Raw genomic sequence first — 15,919 nt, forward strand, 5'->3', positions numbered from 1 at the left:
ATCCTGAGCCAGGATCAAACTCTCATGTTTAAGTTTTGATCTTTGGTCAAAATTAACTCTAGCTAAGTTTAACCGTTAATTTACTTTGTTTAGGTTTTGTTCTCTGAACAATTCTTTTTTAGAATTTTCAGGGTTGCATTGCTGTTTATTTGTCAAGGTTCTGTAAGGTAATTCATGTTAAGAAATACCAACGGAGAAGGAGGGATTTGAACCCTCGCGCCGCTATTAACGACCTACTCCCTTTCCAGGGGAGCCCCTTCAGCCTCTTGGGTACTTCTCCAAATAGCTGAATAAGTTACTATCTTAAATTACCTCTGCGGGATAATTCCCGACCGGAGAGGGTGGGATTCGAACCCACGCGCCCTTGCGGACAAACGGTTTTCAAGACCGCCTCGTTATGACCACTTCGATACCTCTCCATTCGCTTACCTCTCGGTCAGCGCAAGGATTATTCTAGCAAACGAATCCTAAAGTGTCAACATCTTTTTTCACTTTTTTTGATTTTTTTTAAATTGCTTTTGTTTTACGACATTTTTGTATCGTATGCAGTTTTTTCGACACGTTTTATTCCTGCAGATAACTTTCACACACGATCATATCCTCCGGTGTCGTCAGTTTGATATTGCGATAACTGCCTTCCACCAGCTTTACCTTCTGGGAAGTCATCCGCTCTACGACCATGGCATCATCCGTAATAGATACCCCTGCCTGCAGCAGATTTTCTTCCTCTGCCAGCAGCTTTTCGTAAGCCCCCAGCACCAAAGGATAGGAAAATGACTGCGGTGTCTGTACCGCCCATACCTTTTTCCGGTCAGGCGTTGTGGCACAAAAGCCTTCCGCATCCGCGATCTTGATCGTATCCTTTACAAGCGTTCCCGTTACGCAGGCATGATATACCTTTGTTTCCGCGATCATCTGCCGGATCATCTCTTCCGTTACAAAAGGTCTGGCACCGTCATGGATCAGCACGATATCACAGCCGCTCTGCTTAAGTGCCTTAAGCCCACAGGCTACAGAGTGATACCGTTCTTTTCCGCCTGCGATGACCTGCGTTACCTTATGGAAACCATAACGCTCCACGATATCCGCCCGGCAATAGTCGATCTCATCCGCACCTGTTACCAGGATGATCTCATCTACCTCACTTTTTTCAAACGCCGCCAGCGCATAATATAGAACAGGCTTGCCACCCAGCAGCATAAACTGCTTTGGCTGACCCGCCTGCATTCGTTTTCCCTGTCCTGCAGCCAATACAATGGCTGCTGTTTTTTCTGTATTCACTTATCGCTCCCCCAGTTTCAGATTCGGAACCGCATTCAGATCCCATCCGCTTCTCGTCCCTTTACAATATTCGTAATAACCTGCCACTGCGATCATAGCCGCATTGTCGGTACAAAAAACAGGCGACGGGCGATAAAAAGTAATATGCCTTTTTGCACAGGCCTCTTCCATCGCAGCGCGCAGAGCTGAATTGGATGCAACACCACCTGCGATTGCAAACTTCTTGAAGCCATATTGCTCACAGGCGTGCATGGCATGCTCCACCAGCACATCTGTGACCGCCTTCTGGAAAGAAGCAGCCACATCTGCCGTATTGACAGACTCGCCCTTCATTTCACAGGCATTCAGATAGTTCAGCACAGCAGACTTTAAGCCGCTGAAGCTGAAATCATATGCGTTTTCGCCCACTTTGGCACGCGGAAAATGAATTGCCTCCGGGTTACCTTCCTTTGCTACCTTGTCGATCTTCGGACCGCCCGGATAACCAAGTCCGATCGCTCTTGCCACCTTGTCAAACGCTTCTCCTGCCGCATCATCACAAGTCTTGCCAATGATCTCATATTCTCCGTAATCTTTCACGACAACAAGATGGGTATGTCCGCCCGATACCACAAGACAGGCAAATGGCGGCTCCAGTTCTTTGTGTTCAATAAAGTTGGCACTGATATGCCCCTCGATATGATGGACACCGACAAGTGGCTTGTCCGCTGCAAATGCGATCGCTTTTGCTTCCGCCACACCGACAAGAAGCGCACCCACCAATCCCGGTCCGTATGTAACCGCGATGGCAGTGATATCGTCCAGAGTCACACCAGCATCCGCAAGTGCCTGTGTGACCACCTGATTGATCCGTTCAATATGCTTTCTGGAAGCGATCTCCGGTACGACACCGCCGTATAACGTATGCAGGTCGATCTGAGACGAGATCACATTGGACAGCACCATCCGTCCGTTTTTGACAACGGAAGCTGCTGTTTCATCACAGGAGCTTTCGATCCCGAGGATCAGAATGTCTTTTTGTTTTGTTTCCGTTTCCAATTCCGTTTTCTTCATTTCCATATCTAGTTATCCTTTTGTACCAGTTTCCATCCATAGATCTTATAATGAGAATTCTCATCTTTTCTCAGGACAAATACTATATTGGAATTATACAGCAGTCCATCCTGCTTAATTCCATATAAACAGTAAAGGCGCGCCCAGTCATATCCGTCCTGCGTGAAGGTCTCTACATCCACACTGGAGGATGGTGCATAGCTGACGATCGTCCTCTTTTTCTCTTTAAACTCTTCAATATCTTTTTTCAACGCTGAAAGATACCGTTCCTCATCCTGATTGGCTACAAGTTCTTCATCATACAGCTCCCGGATCTTATTTCCAAGCTGTTCAACTTCTTCCTCTGTATTGTCTTCATTGTAAAAACATTGTGTGATCTGGCTGAAGTACTTTACGACCTCTCGCGGTGTCGGCGGATAATTCGTTTCCAGATCTCTTGTCAGTACTTCCTGTGTAGCTGTCAGCGTCTGCAGTTCACGGTCCGCATCCTCTGCCTGAGAGACATTGCGATTGGAGAGATAATAGTAATAGCCCACGATCAGAAACAGCATAACAACAGCCAGAAGGATGCCTTTGATATTATGTGATTTTTTCATATGCTATCTCTCCTTTCCCGCGGTTTATATAATCCGCGTCATTTCTGTTTCTCTAGTTTTCTTCTTCAAAATCGAGTTCTATTGTCTGTCCGTCCTTTGCCGTGATCGCATTCGGGAAGATCTTTGTCACCTGTGGCAGATACTGGTCCGGCCATGGCAGGGATGGACTGTAATGTGTCAGCCACATCTGGGATACTTCTGCCGCCTTTGCCAGATTCGCGGCTTCATAAAAGGTCATATGCTTATGTTCCCTTGCCTTTTGCTGTTTGTCAGGTTCGCCGTACATGCCTTCGCAGATAAAAAGATCCGCATGTGCAGCGTTTTCTTCAATGGATCTGGTCGGCCTGGTATCCGTGCAGTAGGTCACCTTGATTCCCTTACGCGGACTTCCCATCACCATATCCGGTGTATAGGTTTTTCCTTCAAATTCTACAACATTGCCTTTTTGGAGCGGATTCCAGAGCTGTACCGGTAAGCCAAGTATCTTTGCCTTTTCCACCTGAAATCTGCCTGCTCTTTCCACGATCAGGTTATAGCCGTAGCAGATCACATTGTGATTGACACGGAACGCCTCGATCCGGTAATCTCCCATATCGATCTGTTCAAACGGCTGTGAAAGCTCATGGAATCTGAGTTCAAACGGGAGCTCCGGCGCGATCATCCGCAGCGCACCGACAACCTTTTCCAGCCCCTTTGGTCCAATGATCAGAAGCGGTTCTGTCCGTTCCGCATTTCCCATTGTCAGGAGCATGCCCGGCAGTCCGCTGATATGATCTGCGTGAAAGTGCGTAAAGCAGATCACATCAATCGGCTTAGGGCTCCAGCCCTTCTGCTTCATGGCGATCTGCGTGCCTTCTCCGCAGTCGATCAGTATACTCTTTCCGTTATAGCGCGCCATCATTGCTGTCAGATAGCGGTAAGGAAGTGGCATCATTCCGCCCGTTCCCAGCAAACAAACATCTATCATCTCTTATCCTCAACTCTTATTCTGCCTGCCACTCAAATTCTTCCTTCTCCGTCACAGGGATCACAAAAGTCCCTATCAGCTTATCATAGCAGGCTTCACACAGGTCAAAGCTGTGTGTTACACCATCTTTATGTGAAAAATATCCAAAGTTCTGCCGTCCTTCATATGCGGCTTCCAGCAGCATTCCGTTTTCCGTTCTGAGCTGTCTGCCACACTGGTTGCAAAACATTTTTTTCAGTTTTTTATTTTCATCGTATATCTTCATTTTTGTTCCTCCAAGGCTTCTTCTGTTTTCTCCATTTTAGCCTGAACAAAAAAGAATAACCACAGGTAATTATTGTTAGCACTGGCTAACGTTTCCACATGATATACGCATCTTCTTTCGGCTTGTCATAAAAGCCTTTTCTGGTGCCCTCGATCTGAAATCCACAGGATTCATACAGCCGGATCGCAGCCGTATTTGACACCCGCACCTCTAAAGTAAATGCATGAACGCCTCTTTTTTCACTCTCCTGCATAAATTCCCGCAAAAGCCTTGCAGCGATTCCCTGCCTGCGGTAAGCCTCATGCACCGCAACCTGATTGATATCTCCCTCGTCCATGATACAGTACTGCCCGCAGTAGGCAACAATTCTGCCATCTGCCACATCCTCCGCAACCATGTAAAAGGTCTGGTCACCGGCTGCTGCCTCAGACAGTGCCTGCTTACTCCACGGCATTGAAAAATAAGCCTCTTCCATGGCAGAGATCTGTTCCACATCCGAAAGCATCATTTCACGAAATACGATCACTTCTGCATCTTCTCCATTCGTTCTCTCTCTGCCTGGGACAGTCTCAGATAATCCGGTCTGTGTTCCGCTGCCGTAACATATTCGCCTCGTTCATAATAGCTTTTGGCAAGTACGGCAATTGCTGCTGCACTCTGTCTGTTGCAATTAGCAGGTGCAAACACATATGGCACCTTCGTCTGTTCTTTGATCAGCGCTTCATAAGCCGCCACACCGTCGCCGAGATAGACAACCTGCTGCCCTCTTTTGTTGATCTTTTCAATAATCTCTTCCACGCCAATCGCGCACTGCGGCTCTATTACCTGAAACTCCATTCCCTGCTCTATGGAACTGAAACCGTAAAGTCCCGTATAAACCTGCTGCCTTCTGGCATCCATCATCGGACAGATCAGCGGCATACCATACAGCTGATAGGCAAGTGCATCCACAGTCGGCACTTCGATGATCGGTTTTCCAAGCGCAAGCCCAAGTCCCTTTGCCGTCGCTGAGCCGATCCGCAATCCGGTAAAAGAACCCGGTCCCTTTGCCACTGCGATCGCATCAATGGTTGATTTATCAAATTCTGTCATTTGCATGATTTCCTGCAACATCGGAAGCAGTGTCTGCGAATGTGTTTTTTTATAATTCACGCTGTACGTTGCAAGAATACTGTCATTTTCGAGGATCGCCACACTGGCAACCAGCCCCGAACTGTCTATTGCTACGATTCTCATACTGCACCGCCTTCTTCTACTGTGATCCTTCTGTAGGCAAAGCCTTTTTCCGGATCCTTTTCGATCGTGATCCATTTGGTATTTGCCGGCATCAGTTCTTTGATAAGCCCTGCCCATTCCACAAGACAGACACCGTCTCCGTAGAAATAATCCTCATAACCGATCTCATCCATCTCTTCCGGATCTCCGATCCTGTATACGTCAAAATGATAAAGTGGCAGTCTGCCTTCTTCATAGATCTGTACGATCGTAAAAGTCGGGCTGCACACAGATTCCGTGATCCCCAGTCCTTTTGCAAGTCCCTTGGTAAAAACAGTCTTACCCACACCAAGATCACCGCAGAGTGCATAAATCTCACCGGGTACCGCTTTTTTCCCGAGTTCTTCCCCAAAGGAAAAGGTATCCTCTTCTTTATAACTATCGAGTATCATATTTTCACCTTGTCTGTCGTCAGTCTTCTACAAATTTATAGTATACCACAATCTGTGACATCTGTATATGCCACCTTTCCGGCTTTCCTGTATTACTGACGGATCTTTACCTTTTTCGGATCCATATAACGACAGATCAGTTCGATCACCGTCACGGTATTTTCCGCAAGATCCGCACGCGGAAATATGGAAGCATTAACCTTAGATGTATAAATGATGATGCTTTTTCCGGTTGCAACAGCCTGATGCATATTCTCCCAGCGCTGCATTTCCACCTGATCCCCCTGTGAAACATAAATGCCTTCTTTTGTAAATATATAATGAAGCGGCTTTTTAAATGCCTCATTTGTAAGTGCCTGCCTTTTGGCGCTTAAATAAAGATTCCACGGCAGATATAAAATGATCACAATACCTGCGATCAGATATAAAACGCCTGCATTTTTCATTGCAAAGATAATGGCAAATACACCAATGATCGTTGCGATCAGCCCGCCCGGACTTGTATAGGTATGGCGCAGCATATAATCATAAAGAACAGAAGTATTCATATGCACATCCACTTCGTATAAAATATCTTCCTTTGCCGGCATGGAAACTCTCGGTCTTTCCGCATTTTCCGTTCCTTCTGCCGCAGTCTCTGTCACTGCCTCCGTATGCTCCGGCGCGTTATTTTGCAATAAATCTTTCATTTCTTCTGCCATGAAAGCACTCCTTCCCGTCTGGCTTTGTTTCTTTTCTGCTACATCATAGTATAGACAGAAAAAAAGTGCAAGCAAATACGCCTGCACTTTTTATAAAGAAATCATGAACTTTTTCGTTTATTCGTGTCTGAGTGCTTCGATTGGGCTCAGTTTTGCCGCTTTCTTTGCCGGATAAATACCGAAGAACAGACCAACACCCGAAGAAAACAGCGTTGTGATAAGCACCGTCAGCGGTGATACGGATGCAGTAAATCCCATGAGTCCGCAGACAACATTGGCGCCAAGCACGCCCAGGATAATACCGATCACACCACCCAGCAATGTGATGATCGCAGATTCTGACAGAAACTGCAGCATGATCGAACCCGTTCTGGCACCCAGTGATTTACGGATACCGATTTCTCTGGTACGTTCCGTTACCGATACGAGCATGATGTTCATAACGCCGATACCGCCTACCAGCAAAGAGATCGCCGCTACAAATACAACGAATATCGTAATGTAGGAAAGGACCTGTGTGATACTGCTCATGGAATCATTGAAATCCTGCATCTGGATACTGTTGGAATCCGCTGATACGTGGTGCACAGAACGCATCAGGCGCATGACCGCACCTGCTGCCGCTGTTGCATATTCCGGTCCGTCTGTAAATACGTAAAAGCCCTGGAAGGTATCAATATAATAGCCAAATGCAGCTCCCATTGTTGTCAGCGGCACTTCCATCTCGACCTGGTCAAAACTCGTCAGCATAGAACTGATGGCTGAGGACGCACTGTCCTGCCGGATTCCGACGATCGTGGATTCCATCGTGATACCATCTATTGTCACTTCAAAAGTTCTGCCAAGCACATCCGTCGTACCAAACATGGCGATCGCGCTGTTTTCCCGGATCACGCATACTTTATTGGCCGCTTCGTAATCTGCTTTTGTGAAATATCTTCCCTTGATGATCGGATCATTATATAAATACTGCTGTGCCACTGTACCACCGTACAAATACGCATCAAAATTTCCTTTCGGTCCCTGTGCGGTTCCATATGTCTGATAGTTCGGGCTGACACCTTTTACATGTTCGATCTTCTCCTCGATCAGATCAAAATCCTCCGTGGTAAATTCCACCGTTTCTTCATTATCCGGCTGTGTATCTCCCATCGATCCACCGGAATAAAAATACAGCTGTCCGCCTGCCAGATTGTTCAATTCATCACTGACCTGGGAAGAAAGACCGTTACCTATGGAAATGACCATGATCACAGAGGAAATACCGATAATGATACCAAGCATGGTCAGGATCGATCTTCCCTTATTGCTTCTGATATTCATCAGAGCCATTTTTATGTATTCAAAAAGCTGTGCCATACTAGCCTCCCATTACTCTGCCTGCTGTGCATTCTGCGCATCTGCCTCGTCTGCACTGACCGGTGTCACAGCCATGCCCTCTGTCATATCGCCTGTCACATCCGTAATGACCGCATCACCCTCGGAAAGTCCTGACAGGATCTGTACATATTCATCACTGCTGATACCTGTTTCCACTTCTTTTCGCACAAGCACGCCGTCTTCCGCCACATAGCAGAACACACCGTCACTGGCATAATTCACTGCTGCAATCGGTACAAGCAGCACATTCTTTTCTTCTGCCGTTTTGATGGAAACCTTGGCTTCCACACCCAGTACGATACTGTTATCCGGATTATCGATATGGATATCCGTATCGATCACAACAGCGCCTGCATTGTTCGTGGATGCTACCTTACTGATATTGCTTACTTCCCCTGTATAGGATTTTCCGTTGATCGTAATGTCTGCTTTCTGTCCGATTTCCAGTTTCTCGATATCATATTTGGAAACAGCAAGGGAAACCTTGAGTGCATCTGCATTCTGGATCGTAAAAAGCTCCGCCCCTTCTACCGCTGTCTGTCCCTGCACGGCCGCTACATTTGTCACAATACCGTTAAAGTCTGCTGTTACACCGGCTTTTGCCTTTTCCAGCTCCGCTTTTGCCTTTTCCTCTGTCAGCTGTGCGGATTCCTTGACGACTGCCTGCTGCTTTTTCTGCAGCCCTGCTGTCGGATCCTGTTCTTTTGCAGTATCATACTGCTCTTTCAATGCCTTGTATTCCGCCAGATCCCCCTGACAGGTTTCCAGTGCGGATTTTAAATTATCCACATCATACTCAGCCAGTTTTTTCTCTACCTTTTCCAGCTCTTTTGTTTTCTTCTTTAATGCCTTGGCAGATTCTTTATCTGTATCATCCTTCTCCACCTTAGCTGTCAATTCCTTGATCTCTGCCTGCAGTGCTGCCTGATCCTCCTGCAGCGCACCGGCTTTATTGAGCTGGTCTGTCAGCTGTCCCACACATTCTGTATAATGGGCAATATATTTTAAAGAATCATCGTAATCTGTCTGTGCCTGTGCTGCTTTCTGCTGCGCATGCTCCACGGTTGTCACCGTGATGTCCGCACCGTATTCGCTGGCCTGTGCTTCCAGTTCCGTCTGTTTCAGTGCCTGTTCCAGATCCGTCGTATCGTAGCTTAAAAGCAGATCCCCTGCCTTTACGCTGTCACCTGCTTTTACGTTCAGTTCTCCGATCATCGCTCCTACCTGTGCAAAATATGTTTTGCTTTCCTCAGATGCCACAGAACCTGATGTATCCACCGTCTGGGTAAGATCACCCTTCAGTGCCTGCACAGTTGTCACCGGTGTACCGGCTGCCACTGCTCCCATGGACTGTTTTACGATACGCACCAGAAGAACCAGCAAGATCACAGCAAAAACAGCCGTTACGATCTGCCAGGTCTTAATCTTCTTTTTTCCTGTTTTTGTTTCCTGCTTTTCTTTTTTACTCATTTTCATAATCCCTTTCTATCTTGCCATCCTTGATGCGGATAACTCTTTTTGCCTGTTTTGCGATATCATTATCATGCGTGATCAGAATCACGGTTCTGTTTTCCGCATGGAGCTGCTTTAAAATATCCAGAATTTCCATACTGGATGCCGAATCCAGATTACCGGTCGGCTCATCTGCCAGAATGACCGGCGGTGCCTGTGCGATTGCTCTGGCGATCGCCACTCTCTGCTGCTGTCCACCAGACATCTCGGAAGGTCTGTGATCCATTCTGTGCGCAAGCCCTACCTTTTTGAGAGCTGCTACGGAAAGCTCATGTCTCTCTTTCTTCGGAACTCCTCTGTAGATCAGCGGCAGTTCCACATTTTCCTGCGCTGTCAGATTGGCGATCAGATTAAAGCCCTGAAAGATAAACCCGATCTCCTGATTTCTGATATCCGACAGTTCATTGTCAGACAGCTTTGACACATTTTGTCCGTTTAATATGTAAGTTCCCTCGGTCGGCACATCCAGACAGCCGATCATATTCATCAGAGTCGATTTTCCGGAACCGGACTGCCCGATAATTGCCACAAATTCGCCCTTCTGAATGGTCAGGCTGATATGATCCAGTGCCCTGACTTCATTTTCACCAGGATTGTAGATCTTACTGATATCCTGAATTTCCACTAATGCACTCATATTTTTCCTTTCCTTCATAAATATAAAAGAAACCATCTGTATTATTCATGTAGTACAATAATACAAATGGTTTCTCTTGTCAACTTACATTTCCGTAAGAAATGCCTTATATTTTGTGAAGATTTTCTTAAGAAACCTTCTTATCGATTTCCCTTAATGATCGGGGAGATCCTTTTATAGATCAGAAATGTCACAAGCACATCCAGAAGCCCCTTTACAAACGTAAACGGCATATTAAAGATCACAAGTGCCTGCAGCAGATTCTTGGTGCCCGGATAGATTGCCTGATAAGCAGCTATGATCGCTTCCATCGGCATAAAATTCGTATAGAACGGATACACCAGAAAATAGTTGGAGATCACACTGATGACTGCCATGGCAAGTGCTCCCACGAGAGAACCTATGAGAGCGCCCTTTCTGTTTTTGTGCAGCTTATAAATAAGACCTGCCACAAAGACAAAGATCGCACCCAGAATAAAGTTACTGAGTTCTCCCACACCACCTGTCGATGTCCGCATTAAGTGGATCAGGTTTTTGAACAGACAGATCAGAACGCCCTCTGCCGGTCCCATGGCAAATGCACCGATCAGCGCCGGAAGCTCGGACAGATCCAGCTTGATAAAGCTTGGCATGATGGGAATGGAAAATTCCAGAAACATCAGGATAAAGGAAATGGCGGAAAGCATTCCGATCATTGCCATGTTGCGTGGTGAAAATCTTTTGTTGTTCATTTTGTCCTCCTTTTGTGGAGTCCTTCTTTTTTCTTGTAACAGCTTGATACCATCTTCATAACTGACTCGAAAATCCTGCCTGCTTCGCAGTCAGTCACGCTTACGCGTTCCCAGATTTTCTCGTTGTACGCTCGGGTGAAATCAAATGCATTTCGTGCGCTTGATTTCCTTCCTCGCTATCAAAATAGCCCCGTATCTTCTGATACGGGGCATATTGCACAAGAAAAACACGACGTTACGTCGCTTTCATTTCTTCTTTCATCCAGACTTTACTGTCGGTTTTGGATTCGCACCAAATCAGCCGGTTATACACCGGGTCGTGGACTCGCACTAAGGCATCACCACCGGTAGGGAATTGCACCCAACCCCGAAGAACTTCACATTTGTATATTTTATTTTCGGCTTTCGCCTTCGCACTTTAGTATAGTCGCAAATGTTTTATCCGTCAACCCTTATTCTTGTTGGACAGCTTCATCGTGAGCTGGATCCTCTTTTTCGGGATATCCACGCTCATGACCTCAACATCTACCACATCTCCGACGCTGACAGCTTCCAGCGGATGCTTGATATATTTATCCGTCATCTGGGAAATGTGTACCAGTCCGTCCTGATGCACACCGATATCAACAAACGCACCAAAGTCAATGACATTACGGACGGTGCCTTTTAATACCATGCCCGGCTTCAGATCTTTCAGATCCATGACATCACTGCGCAGCAGCGGACGCGGCATATCCTCACGCGGATCTCTTGCCGGTTTTTCCAGCTCCTTCAGGATATCGTCCAGTGTCAGCTCACCGATGCCCAGTTCCTTTGCCAGTGCTTTCTTATCTCCAACCTTCTGCATCAGAACAGAAGTTTTTGCCTGAGACTGTTTATTTTCTTTTTTATCCTCTGCCAGTGTGACAGAGCCCATTGCCTGCGCCAGTGCTTTTCCCATAGCTGTACCGGTATTGCGGATCACAACCTTCTTTTCTTTTTTCACCGGCTGTTTCTTTACGGTCTGTTTTGCTTTTTCCAGTTCTTTTGCGGACTGTCTGATCTCTTCCATCGTCAGCCCTGTTTTGGTCAGAAGCTGCTGTACCGCACCATAAGATTCCGGATGAACACTTGTCGCATCCAGCGGGTTGTCCCCGCCCTGGATCCGCATAAAACCCGCACACTGCTCATATGCTTTCGGCCCGAGCTTGGCAACCTTCAAAAGCTGCTTACGGTTTGTAAATCTGCCGTTCGCTTCTCTGTAATCCACGATATTTTTGGCAACTGCCTTGGAAATGCCGGAGATATAGGAAAGCAGCGGTGCAGAAGCCGTATTCAGGTCAACACCGACCTTATTCACGCAGTCCTCTACAACACCTGTCAGAGTTTCTGACAGCTTTTTCTGGTTCATATCATGCTGATACTGTCCGACACCAATCGACTGCGGGTCGATCTTTACAAGTTCTGCCAGCGGATCCTGCAGTCTTCTGGCGATCGAAGCCGCACTTCTCTGTCCCACGTCAAACTGCGGAAACTCTTCCGTTGCCAGCTTGGAAGCCGAATAGACAGATGCGCCCGCCTCATTGACGATCACATATTCCACCTTGGTATCCAACTCCTTCAGAAGCTCTGCGATCACCTGCTCGGATTCTCTTGAAGCAGTTCCGTTTCCGACGGAGATCAGGGATACATGATATTTTTTGATCAGCTTTTTCAATATTTCTTTCGATTCTTTTACTTTGTTCTGTGGCTCAGTCGGGAAAATAACCGTTGTATCCAGCACCTTTCCGGTCTCATCCACAACAGCCAGCTTACAGCCGGTACGGAACGCCGGATCCCAGCCCAGCACAACTCTGCCCGCGATTGGAGGCTGCATCAGAAGCTGCTCCAGATTCTTGCCAAAAACAGTGATCGCACCGTCCTCCGCTTTCTCTGTCAGTTCATTCCTGATCTCACGCTCGATCGCCGGTGCGATCAGTCTTGTATAGGCATCTGCAATGACCTCAGTCAGAACCGGTGTTGTCACAGGGTTATCCGCTGTAATGACCTGCTTTTCCAGATAACGCAGGATACGTTCTTCCGGTGCTTCTATCTTTACGATCAGCATCTTTTCTTTTTCGCCACGGTTGAGCGCCAGAATTCGATGGCCGACCACTTTTTTGACCGGCTCCTCATAGGCATAATAATTTTCGTAAACACTCTGTTCTTTTTCATCCTTGGCAGTGCTGACGATCTTTCCTTCTTCAAAGGTCAGATTACGGATGTAGATGCGGTAATCCGCTTCATCGGAGATCTGCTCTGCAATGATATCTTTTGCCCCATCGATCGCTTCTTTGGCGTCCGCAACGCCTTTTTCCGCATCCACGTAAGCCTCAGCGGTCTCTGTCAGCGGCGCAGTTGCATTCTGCTCCAGAATGTATGCAGCAAGCGGCTCCAGACCTTTTTCCTTTGCAACGGAAGCTCTTGTTTTACGCTTCTGCTTATAAGGGCGGTACAGATCCTCCAGCACGACGAGTGTCTCTGCCGCTTCGATCCTTGCCTTCAGTTCTTCTGTGAGCTTGCCCTGTTCCTCGATACTGCCCAGAACACTCTGTTTTTTATCCTCCAGATTGCGGAGGTAGGTAAGACGCTCGTAGAGATTACGCAGGATCTCATCATTTAACGCGCCTGTCACTTCTTTCCGGTATCTGGCAATAAAGGGAATGGTGTTTCCCTCATCGATCAGTTTGACCGTTGCCTCTACCTGACTTTTTTTGATATTTAATTCTTCTGCTAGTTTTGCACTGATGTCCATTTTATATCTCCATTTTTTTATTTCATAATACCTGCAAGCAAATAGATCAGCGGTGAGTTCCAGTAGATCGTTACCTCATTGCAGGAATAGCTCTGTTCATTATCTGCATAGCATTTTGCTGCTGCCTGTCCCTTCAGGGTTGCTTTTGCATACGGATCTTCCAGATTGGAATCCGGTCCGCCGACCAGCATGCCCTTCATGGTTTCTCCCAACGCCTGGGAAGGTCTGTGATGTGTATGCTCCGGTGACAGAGATCCATAGCCGGTTACGAAGCAGTAACTGTTTGCATTTGTACCCAGCAGATAAGAAAGCTGACGCTGTGCATTGGAAAGGTTTACACCGCTCTGCAGCTTCATTTTTGTACCGAGCTGCTCCATCATCAGATACAGCATGCCATTGTTGGCAATGGTCATATTGGATCCCCACGGATATGCGCCCTTAATGGTAGAACCGTAAGCGTCCGCATCCAGTGCCTCCTGCATATTATCCAGTGCGAACGAGAACTTCTTCATGAGCTTATCCGCAAAATCCGCGTCGGTCTGTTCACAGGTCAGATACGTGTACATGCCATAGAAATCCACATTTGCCCAGCCCAGTCCGCCGGTCGCGCCGACGCTGCCAAACTGCTTCAGATGTTCCTCATAGCTCTTATCGCCGGTTGTTTTGTAAAGCTCTGCAAGTGCCCAGAAATATTCATCCTTTACAACGGTATCCGGATATTCGCCGGTCACGATCTCCTGCGGATTCTTGAAGCCTTCTCTGTCTGCATCCGCATTGGCATCCATATAGCCGATTGCTTTCTCTGCCGCCTTTAAACAGGTATCCGCAAAAGCAGCATCAACCTCTTTATAAACTCTGCCAGCCATTGCCATCACCGCTGCGAAATCTCCCGTTGCTGCAGTCGAGATCGGAGAAAGAATAAGCTGCTCTGTTTCTTCCTGTGGCATCACCGTGCTTGGGAAGTTAGCACAGGTTACCTTATGATAAACACCGCCGCTTGCACTGTCCTGCATCTTCAGCATCCAGTCAAGCTCATAACGTGCTTCATCCAGAACATCCGGTGTTCCGTTTCCGCTCTCCGGGATATCCATATCATCCCCGAATACATCCGGGTAATTTTCATAGGCAAGTAAGATATCAGCAACTGCTTTTACACCGGATACCACATATCTGCCGTAGTCGCCTGCATCATGCCAGCCGCCCGTTACATCCTTCTTCTCATCCGTTCCGTAAACAACCGCTTCTCCCGTATGACATGCAGGATGTGCGAAATCACCTGCCTGCTTTTCGGAAAGCTCTTCGCCGCAGCGCTGCAGATACAGCATTCTGACTGCATCCTTTAACAGATCCCGATATACATCGTCCCCAATTTTAAATTCGTAGGATTCTCCGCATGCATCATTTTTGATCTGATAAGTACCCGGCTGGATCACAGAAGAAAAATCTCCTGTTGCACAGTTTTCCCTCGAAGAAATATTTTTCTCCGCTTTGGTGATCTGTCCGGTAAATACACTCTTGCCTGTCGCAGTATCGATCACTTCAAAACTGTCACCGATCTCATCGCCGCGGAAGGTTGCGATCTTGATGTCACCCGGCTGATAGCCGACCTGATTGATATTAATGTCAGGTGTCTCGATTTCTTCCGCTTCTGCTGCTCTGTTGGAAGCATCCGTGATCTCCAGATCCACATTATCCAGTGTCACGATATGCTCACCCAGATCTCCGTCTCCCTCATAAGTACCGAGGTTAAAGCAAAGACGCGGAGAAGGATCACTGACCTCTTCCATTGTCAGTTCATATTCATAATGCTGCATTTCCTCTGTTGCAGCGATCGTGTCCGTAAAATAAGCATGGTAGTCGCCGCCATTGATCTGCAGACGCCATACGACCGTTCTCGGTTTGCTGGCAGCAAGATCAAATGCGAATTTATAGGTAACACCCGTATCCAGACGGAAGCCATCATAATAAAGCTGCACACTGTAATCCAGATTGCCGACATCCGTGATATCGACCTCAAGCTGCTCGTCATCGTTGGTACGAAGCGATGCCTCGCCACCGTTCTTATAGGTGTTCCATCTATCTGTTCCGCTCTTGAAATCCCCGTTTTTGATCATATTGCCGACCGGAAGCTCATCCTCTTTGCTTTCTTCTTTTGCCGGCTCCTCTTTTTCGGTTTCGTCCGTTGCCTCCTCCGGTTCATCAGACGCCGTATCCGTCTCTTCCACGCTCTCTGTCTGTACGGTTTCTTCCGCAGTCTCCCGCTTTCCGCATGCCAGAAGCGATACTGTCAGCGATGCACACAGCAGCGCCATCATCAGTTTTCTTTTCATGTTTCCTCCATACCTTTCCGGGAAAG

General features: G+C 47.2%; 15 protein-coding genes, 2 tRNA genes and 1 riboswitch. All 17 genes read right to left on the reverse strand.

The window, feature by feature from the left end:
• Window positions 1–191: 191 nt before the first annotated feature.
• Window positions 192–280 (reverse strand) — tRNA-Ser (locus KQI22_RS03120).
• 53 nt (window positions 281–333) lie between these two features.
• Window positions 334–419 (reverse strand) — tRNA-Ser (locus tag KQI22_RS03125).
• Window positions 420–564: 145 nt separating this feature from the next.
• Window positions 565–1,281, reverse strand: coding sequence for a 2-C-methyl-D-erythritol 4-phosphate cytidylyltransferase (gene ispD / locus KQI22_RS03130; protein WP_216550629.1), 717 nt, complete (start codon window positions 1,279–1,281; stop codon window positions 565–567).
• On the reverse strand, window positions 1,282–2,340 hold the full coding sequence (gene tsaD / locus KQI22_RS03135; protein ID WP_330623252.1) for a tRNA (adenosine(37)-N6)-threonylcarbamoyltransferase complex transferase subunit TsaD: 1,059 nt from the start codon (window positions 2,338–2,340) through the stop codon (window positions 1,282–1,284). It lies immediately after the preceding gene.
• Between the two features lie 2 nt (window positions 2,341–2,342).
• The gene (locus KQI22_RS03140) at window positions 2,343–2,930 is read right to left on the reverse strand and encodes a DUF6715 family protein (protein ID WP_216550630.1); all 588 of its coding nucleotides are present in this window, start codon (window positions 2,928–2,930) and stop codon (window positions 2,343–2,345) included.
• A 52-nt stretch (window positions 2,931–2,982) separates the two neighbouring features.
• Complete coding sequence (locus KQI22_RS03145; protein WP_216550631.1) at window positions 2,983–3,897, reverse strand: ribonuclease Z; 915 nt, start codon at window positions 3,895–3,897, stop codon at window positions 2,983–2,985.
• Between the two features lie 16 nt (window positions 3,898–3,913).
• Window positions 3,914–4,162 carry a hypothetical protein gene (locus KQI22_RS03150; RefSeq protein WP_216550632.1) on the reverse strand — a complete coding sequence of 83 codons (249 nt, stop codon included), beginning with the start codon at window positions 4,160–4,162 and terminating at the stop codon, window positions 3,914–3,916.
• An 85-nt stretch (window positions 4,163–4,247) separates the two neighbouring features.
• The gene (gene rimI / locus KQI22_RS03155) at window positions 4,248–4,688 is read right to left on the reverse strand and encodes a ribosomal protein S18-alanine N-acetyltransferase (RefSeq protein ID WP_216550633.1); all 441 of its coding nucleotides are present in this window, start codon (window positions 4,686–4,688) and stop codon (window positions 4,248–4,250) included.
• Window positions 4,685–5,398 (reverse strand): tRNA (adenosine(37)-N6)-threonylcarbamoyltransferase complex dimerization subunit type 1 TsaB, encoded by a 714-nt coding sequence (tsaB, locus tag KQI22_RS03160; protein ID WP_216550634.1) that lies wholly within the window; start codon window positions 5,396–5,398, stop codon window positions 4,685–4,687. Before tsaB ends, rimI begins: the two co-directional genes overlap by 4 nt.
• Window positions 5,395–5,829 (reverse strand): tRNA (adenosine(37)-N6)-threonylcarbamoyltransferase complex ATPase subunit type 1 TsaE, encoded by a 435-nt coding sequence (gene tsaE, locus KQI22_RS03165; RefSeq protein WP_216550635.1) that lies wholly within the window; start codon window positions 5,827–5,829, stop codon window positions 5,395–5,397. The genes tsaB and tsaE overlap by 4 nt, the downstream gene beginning before the upstream one ends.
• Window positions 5,830–5,921: 92 nt before the next feature.
• Window positions 5,922–6,530: a YcxB family protein gene (locus tag KQI22_RS03170; protein ID WP_253293486.1), complete on the reverse strand. Its 609-nt coding sequence runs from the start codon at window positions 6,528–6,530 to the stop codon at window positions 5,922–5,924.
• A gap of 117 nt (window positions 6,531–6,647) precedes the next feature.
• A complete protein-coding gene (locus KQI22_RS03175) occupies window positions 6,648–7,889 on the reverse strand; it encodes an ABC transporter permease (RefSeq protein ID WP_216550636.1) in 1,242 nt (413 codons plus the stop codon).
• A 12-nt stretch (window positions 7,890–7,901) separates the two neighbouring features.
• The gene (locus KQI22_RS03180) at window positions 7,902–9,380 is read right to left on the reverse strand and encodes an efflux RND transporter periplasmic adaptor subunit (protein WP_216550637.1); all 1,479 of its coding nucleotides are present in this window, start codon (window positions 9,378–9,380) and stop codon (window positions 7,902–7,904) included.
• Window positions 9,373–10,059 carry an ABC transporter ATP-binding protein gene (locus tag KQI22_RS03185; protein WP_022003703.1) on the reverse strand — a complete coding sequence of 229 codons (687 nt, stop codon included), beginning with the start codon at window positions 10,057–10,059 and terminating at the stop codon, window positions 9,373–9,375. The genes KQI22_RS03180 and KQI22_RS03185 overlap by 8 nt, the downstream gene beginning before the upstream one ends.
• 140 nt (window positions 10,060–10,199) lie before the next feature.
• Window positions 10,200–10,790: an ECF transporter S component gene (locus KQI22_RS03190; RefSeq protein ID WP_216550638.1), complete on the reverse strand. Its 591-nt coding sequence runs from the start codon at window positions 10,788–10,790 to the stop codon at window positions 10,200–10,202.
• 246 nt (window positions 10,791–11,036) lie between these two features.
• Window positions 11,037–11,169, reverse strand: a riboswitch (FMN riboswitch).
• Between the two features lie 66 nt (window positions 11,170–11,235).
• Window positions 11,236–13,563, reverse strand: coding sequence for a Tex family protein (locus KQI22_RS03195; RefSeq protein WP_216550639.1), 2,328 nt, complete (start codon window positions 13,561–13,563; stop codon window positions 11,236–11,238).
• Window positions 13,564–13,580: 17 nt separating this feature from the next.
• Entirely contained in the window at window positions 13,581–15,893 is a 2,313-nt protein-coding gene (locus KQI22_RS03200) for a glycoside hydrolase family 9 protein (RefSeq protein ID WP_216550640.1), read from the reverse strand.
• Window positions 15,894–15,919 lie beyond the last annotated feature (26 nt).

The sequence above is a fragment of the Kineothrix sp. MSJ-39 genome, assembly GCF_018917935.1.
GTDB lineage: Bacteria > Bacillota > Clostridia > Lachnospirales > Lachnospiraceae > CAG-194.

Coding starts and splice junctions, on each gene's coding strand:
- KQI22_RS03145 (WP_216550631.1), bottom strand. CDS start 3,897: ATGATAGATGTTTGTTTGCTGGGAACGGGCGGAATGATGCCACTTCCT.
- KQI22_RS03150 (WP_216550632.1), bottom strand. CDS start 4,162: ATGAAGATATACGATGAAAATAAAAAACTGAAAAAAATGTTTTGCAAC.
- KQI22_RS03170 (WP_253293486.1), bottom strand. CDS start 6,530: ATGGCAGAAGAAATGAAAGATTTATTGCAAAATAACGCGCCGGAGCAT.
- KQI22_RS03195 (WP_216550639.1), bottom strand. CDS start 13,563: ATGGACATCAGTGCAAAACTAGCAGAAGAATTAAATATCAAAAAAAGT.
- tsaD (WP_330623252.1), bottom strand. CDS start 2,340: ATGGAAATGAAGAAAACGGAATTGGAAACGGAAACAAAACAAAAAGAC.
- KQI22_RS03140 (WP_216550630.1), bottom strand. CDS start 2,930: ATGAAAAAATCACATAATATCAAAGGCATCCTTCTGGCTGTTGTTATG.
- KQI22_RS03185 (WP_022003703.1), bottom strand. CDS start 10,059: ATGAGTGCATTAGTGGAAATTCAGGATATCAGTAAGATCTACAATCCT.
- KQI22_RS03190 (WP_216550638.1), bottom strand. CDS start 10,790: ATGAACAACAAAAGATTTTCACCACGCAACATGGCAATGATCGGAATG.
- tsaB (WP_216550634.1), bottom strand. CDS start 5,398: ATGAGAATCGTAGCAATAGACAGTTCGGGGCTGGTTGCCAGTGTGGCG.
- tsaE (WP_216550635.1), bottom strand. CDS start 5,829: ATGATACTCGATAGTTATAAAGAAGAGGATACCTTTTCCTTTGGGGAA.
- KQI22_RS03175 (WP_216550636.1), bottom strand. CDS start 7,889: ATGGCACAGCTTTTTGAATACATAAAAATGGCTCTGATGAATATCAGA.
- KQI22_RS03200 (WP_216550640.1), bottom strand. CDS start 15,893: ATGAAAAGAAAACTGATGATGGCGCTGCTGTGTGCATCGCTGACAGTA.
- KQI22_RS03180 (WP_216550637.1), bottom strand. CDS start 9,380: ATGAGTAAAAAAGAAAAGCAGGAAACAAAAACAGGAAAAAAGAAGATT.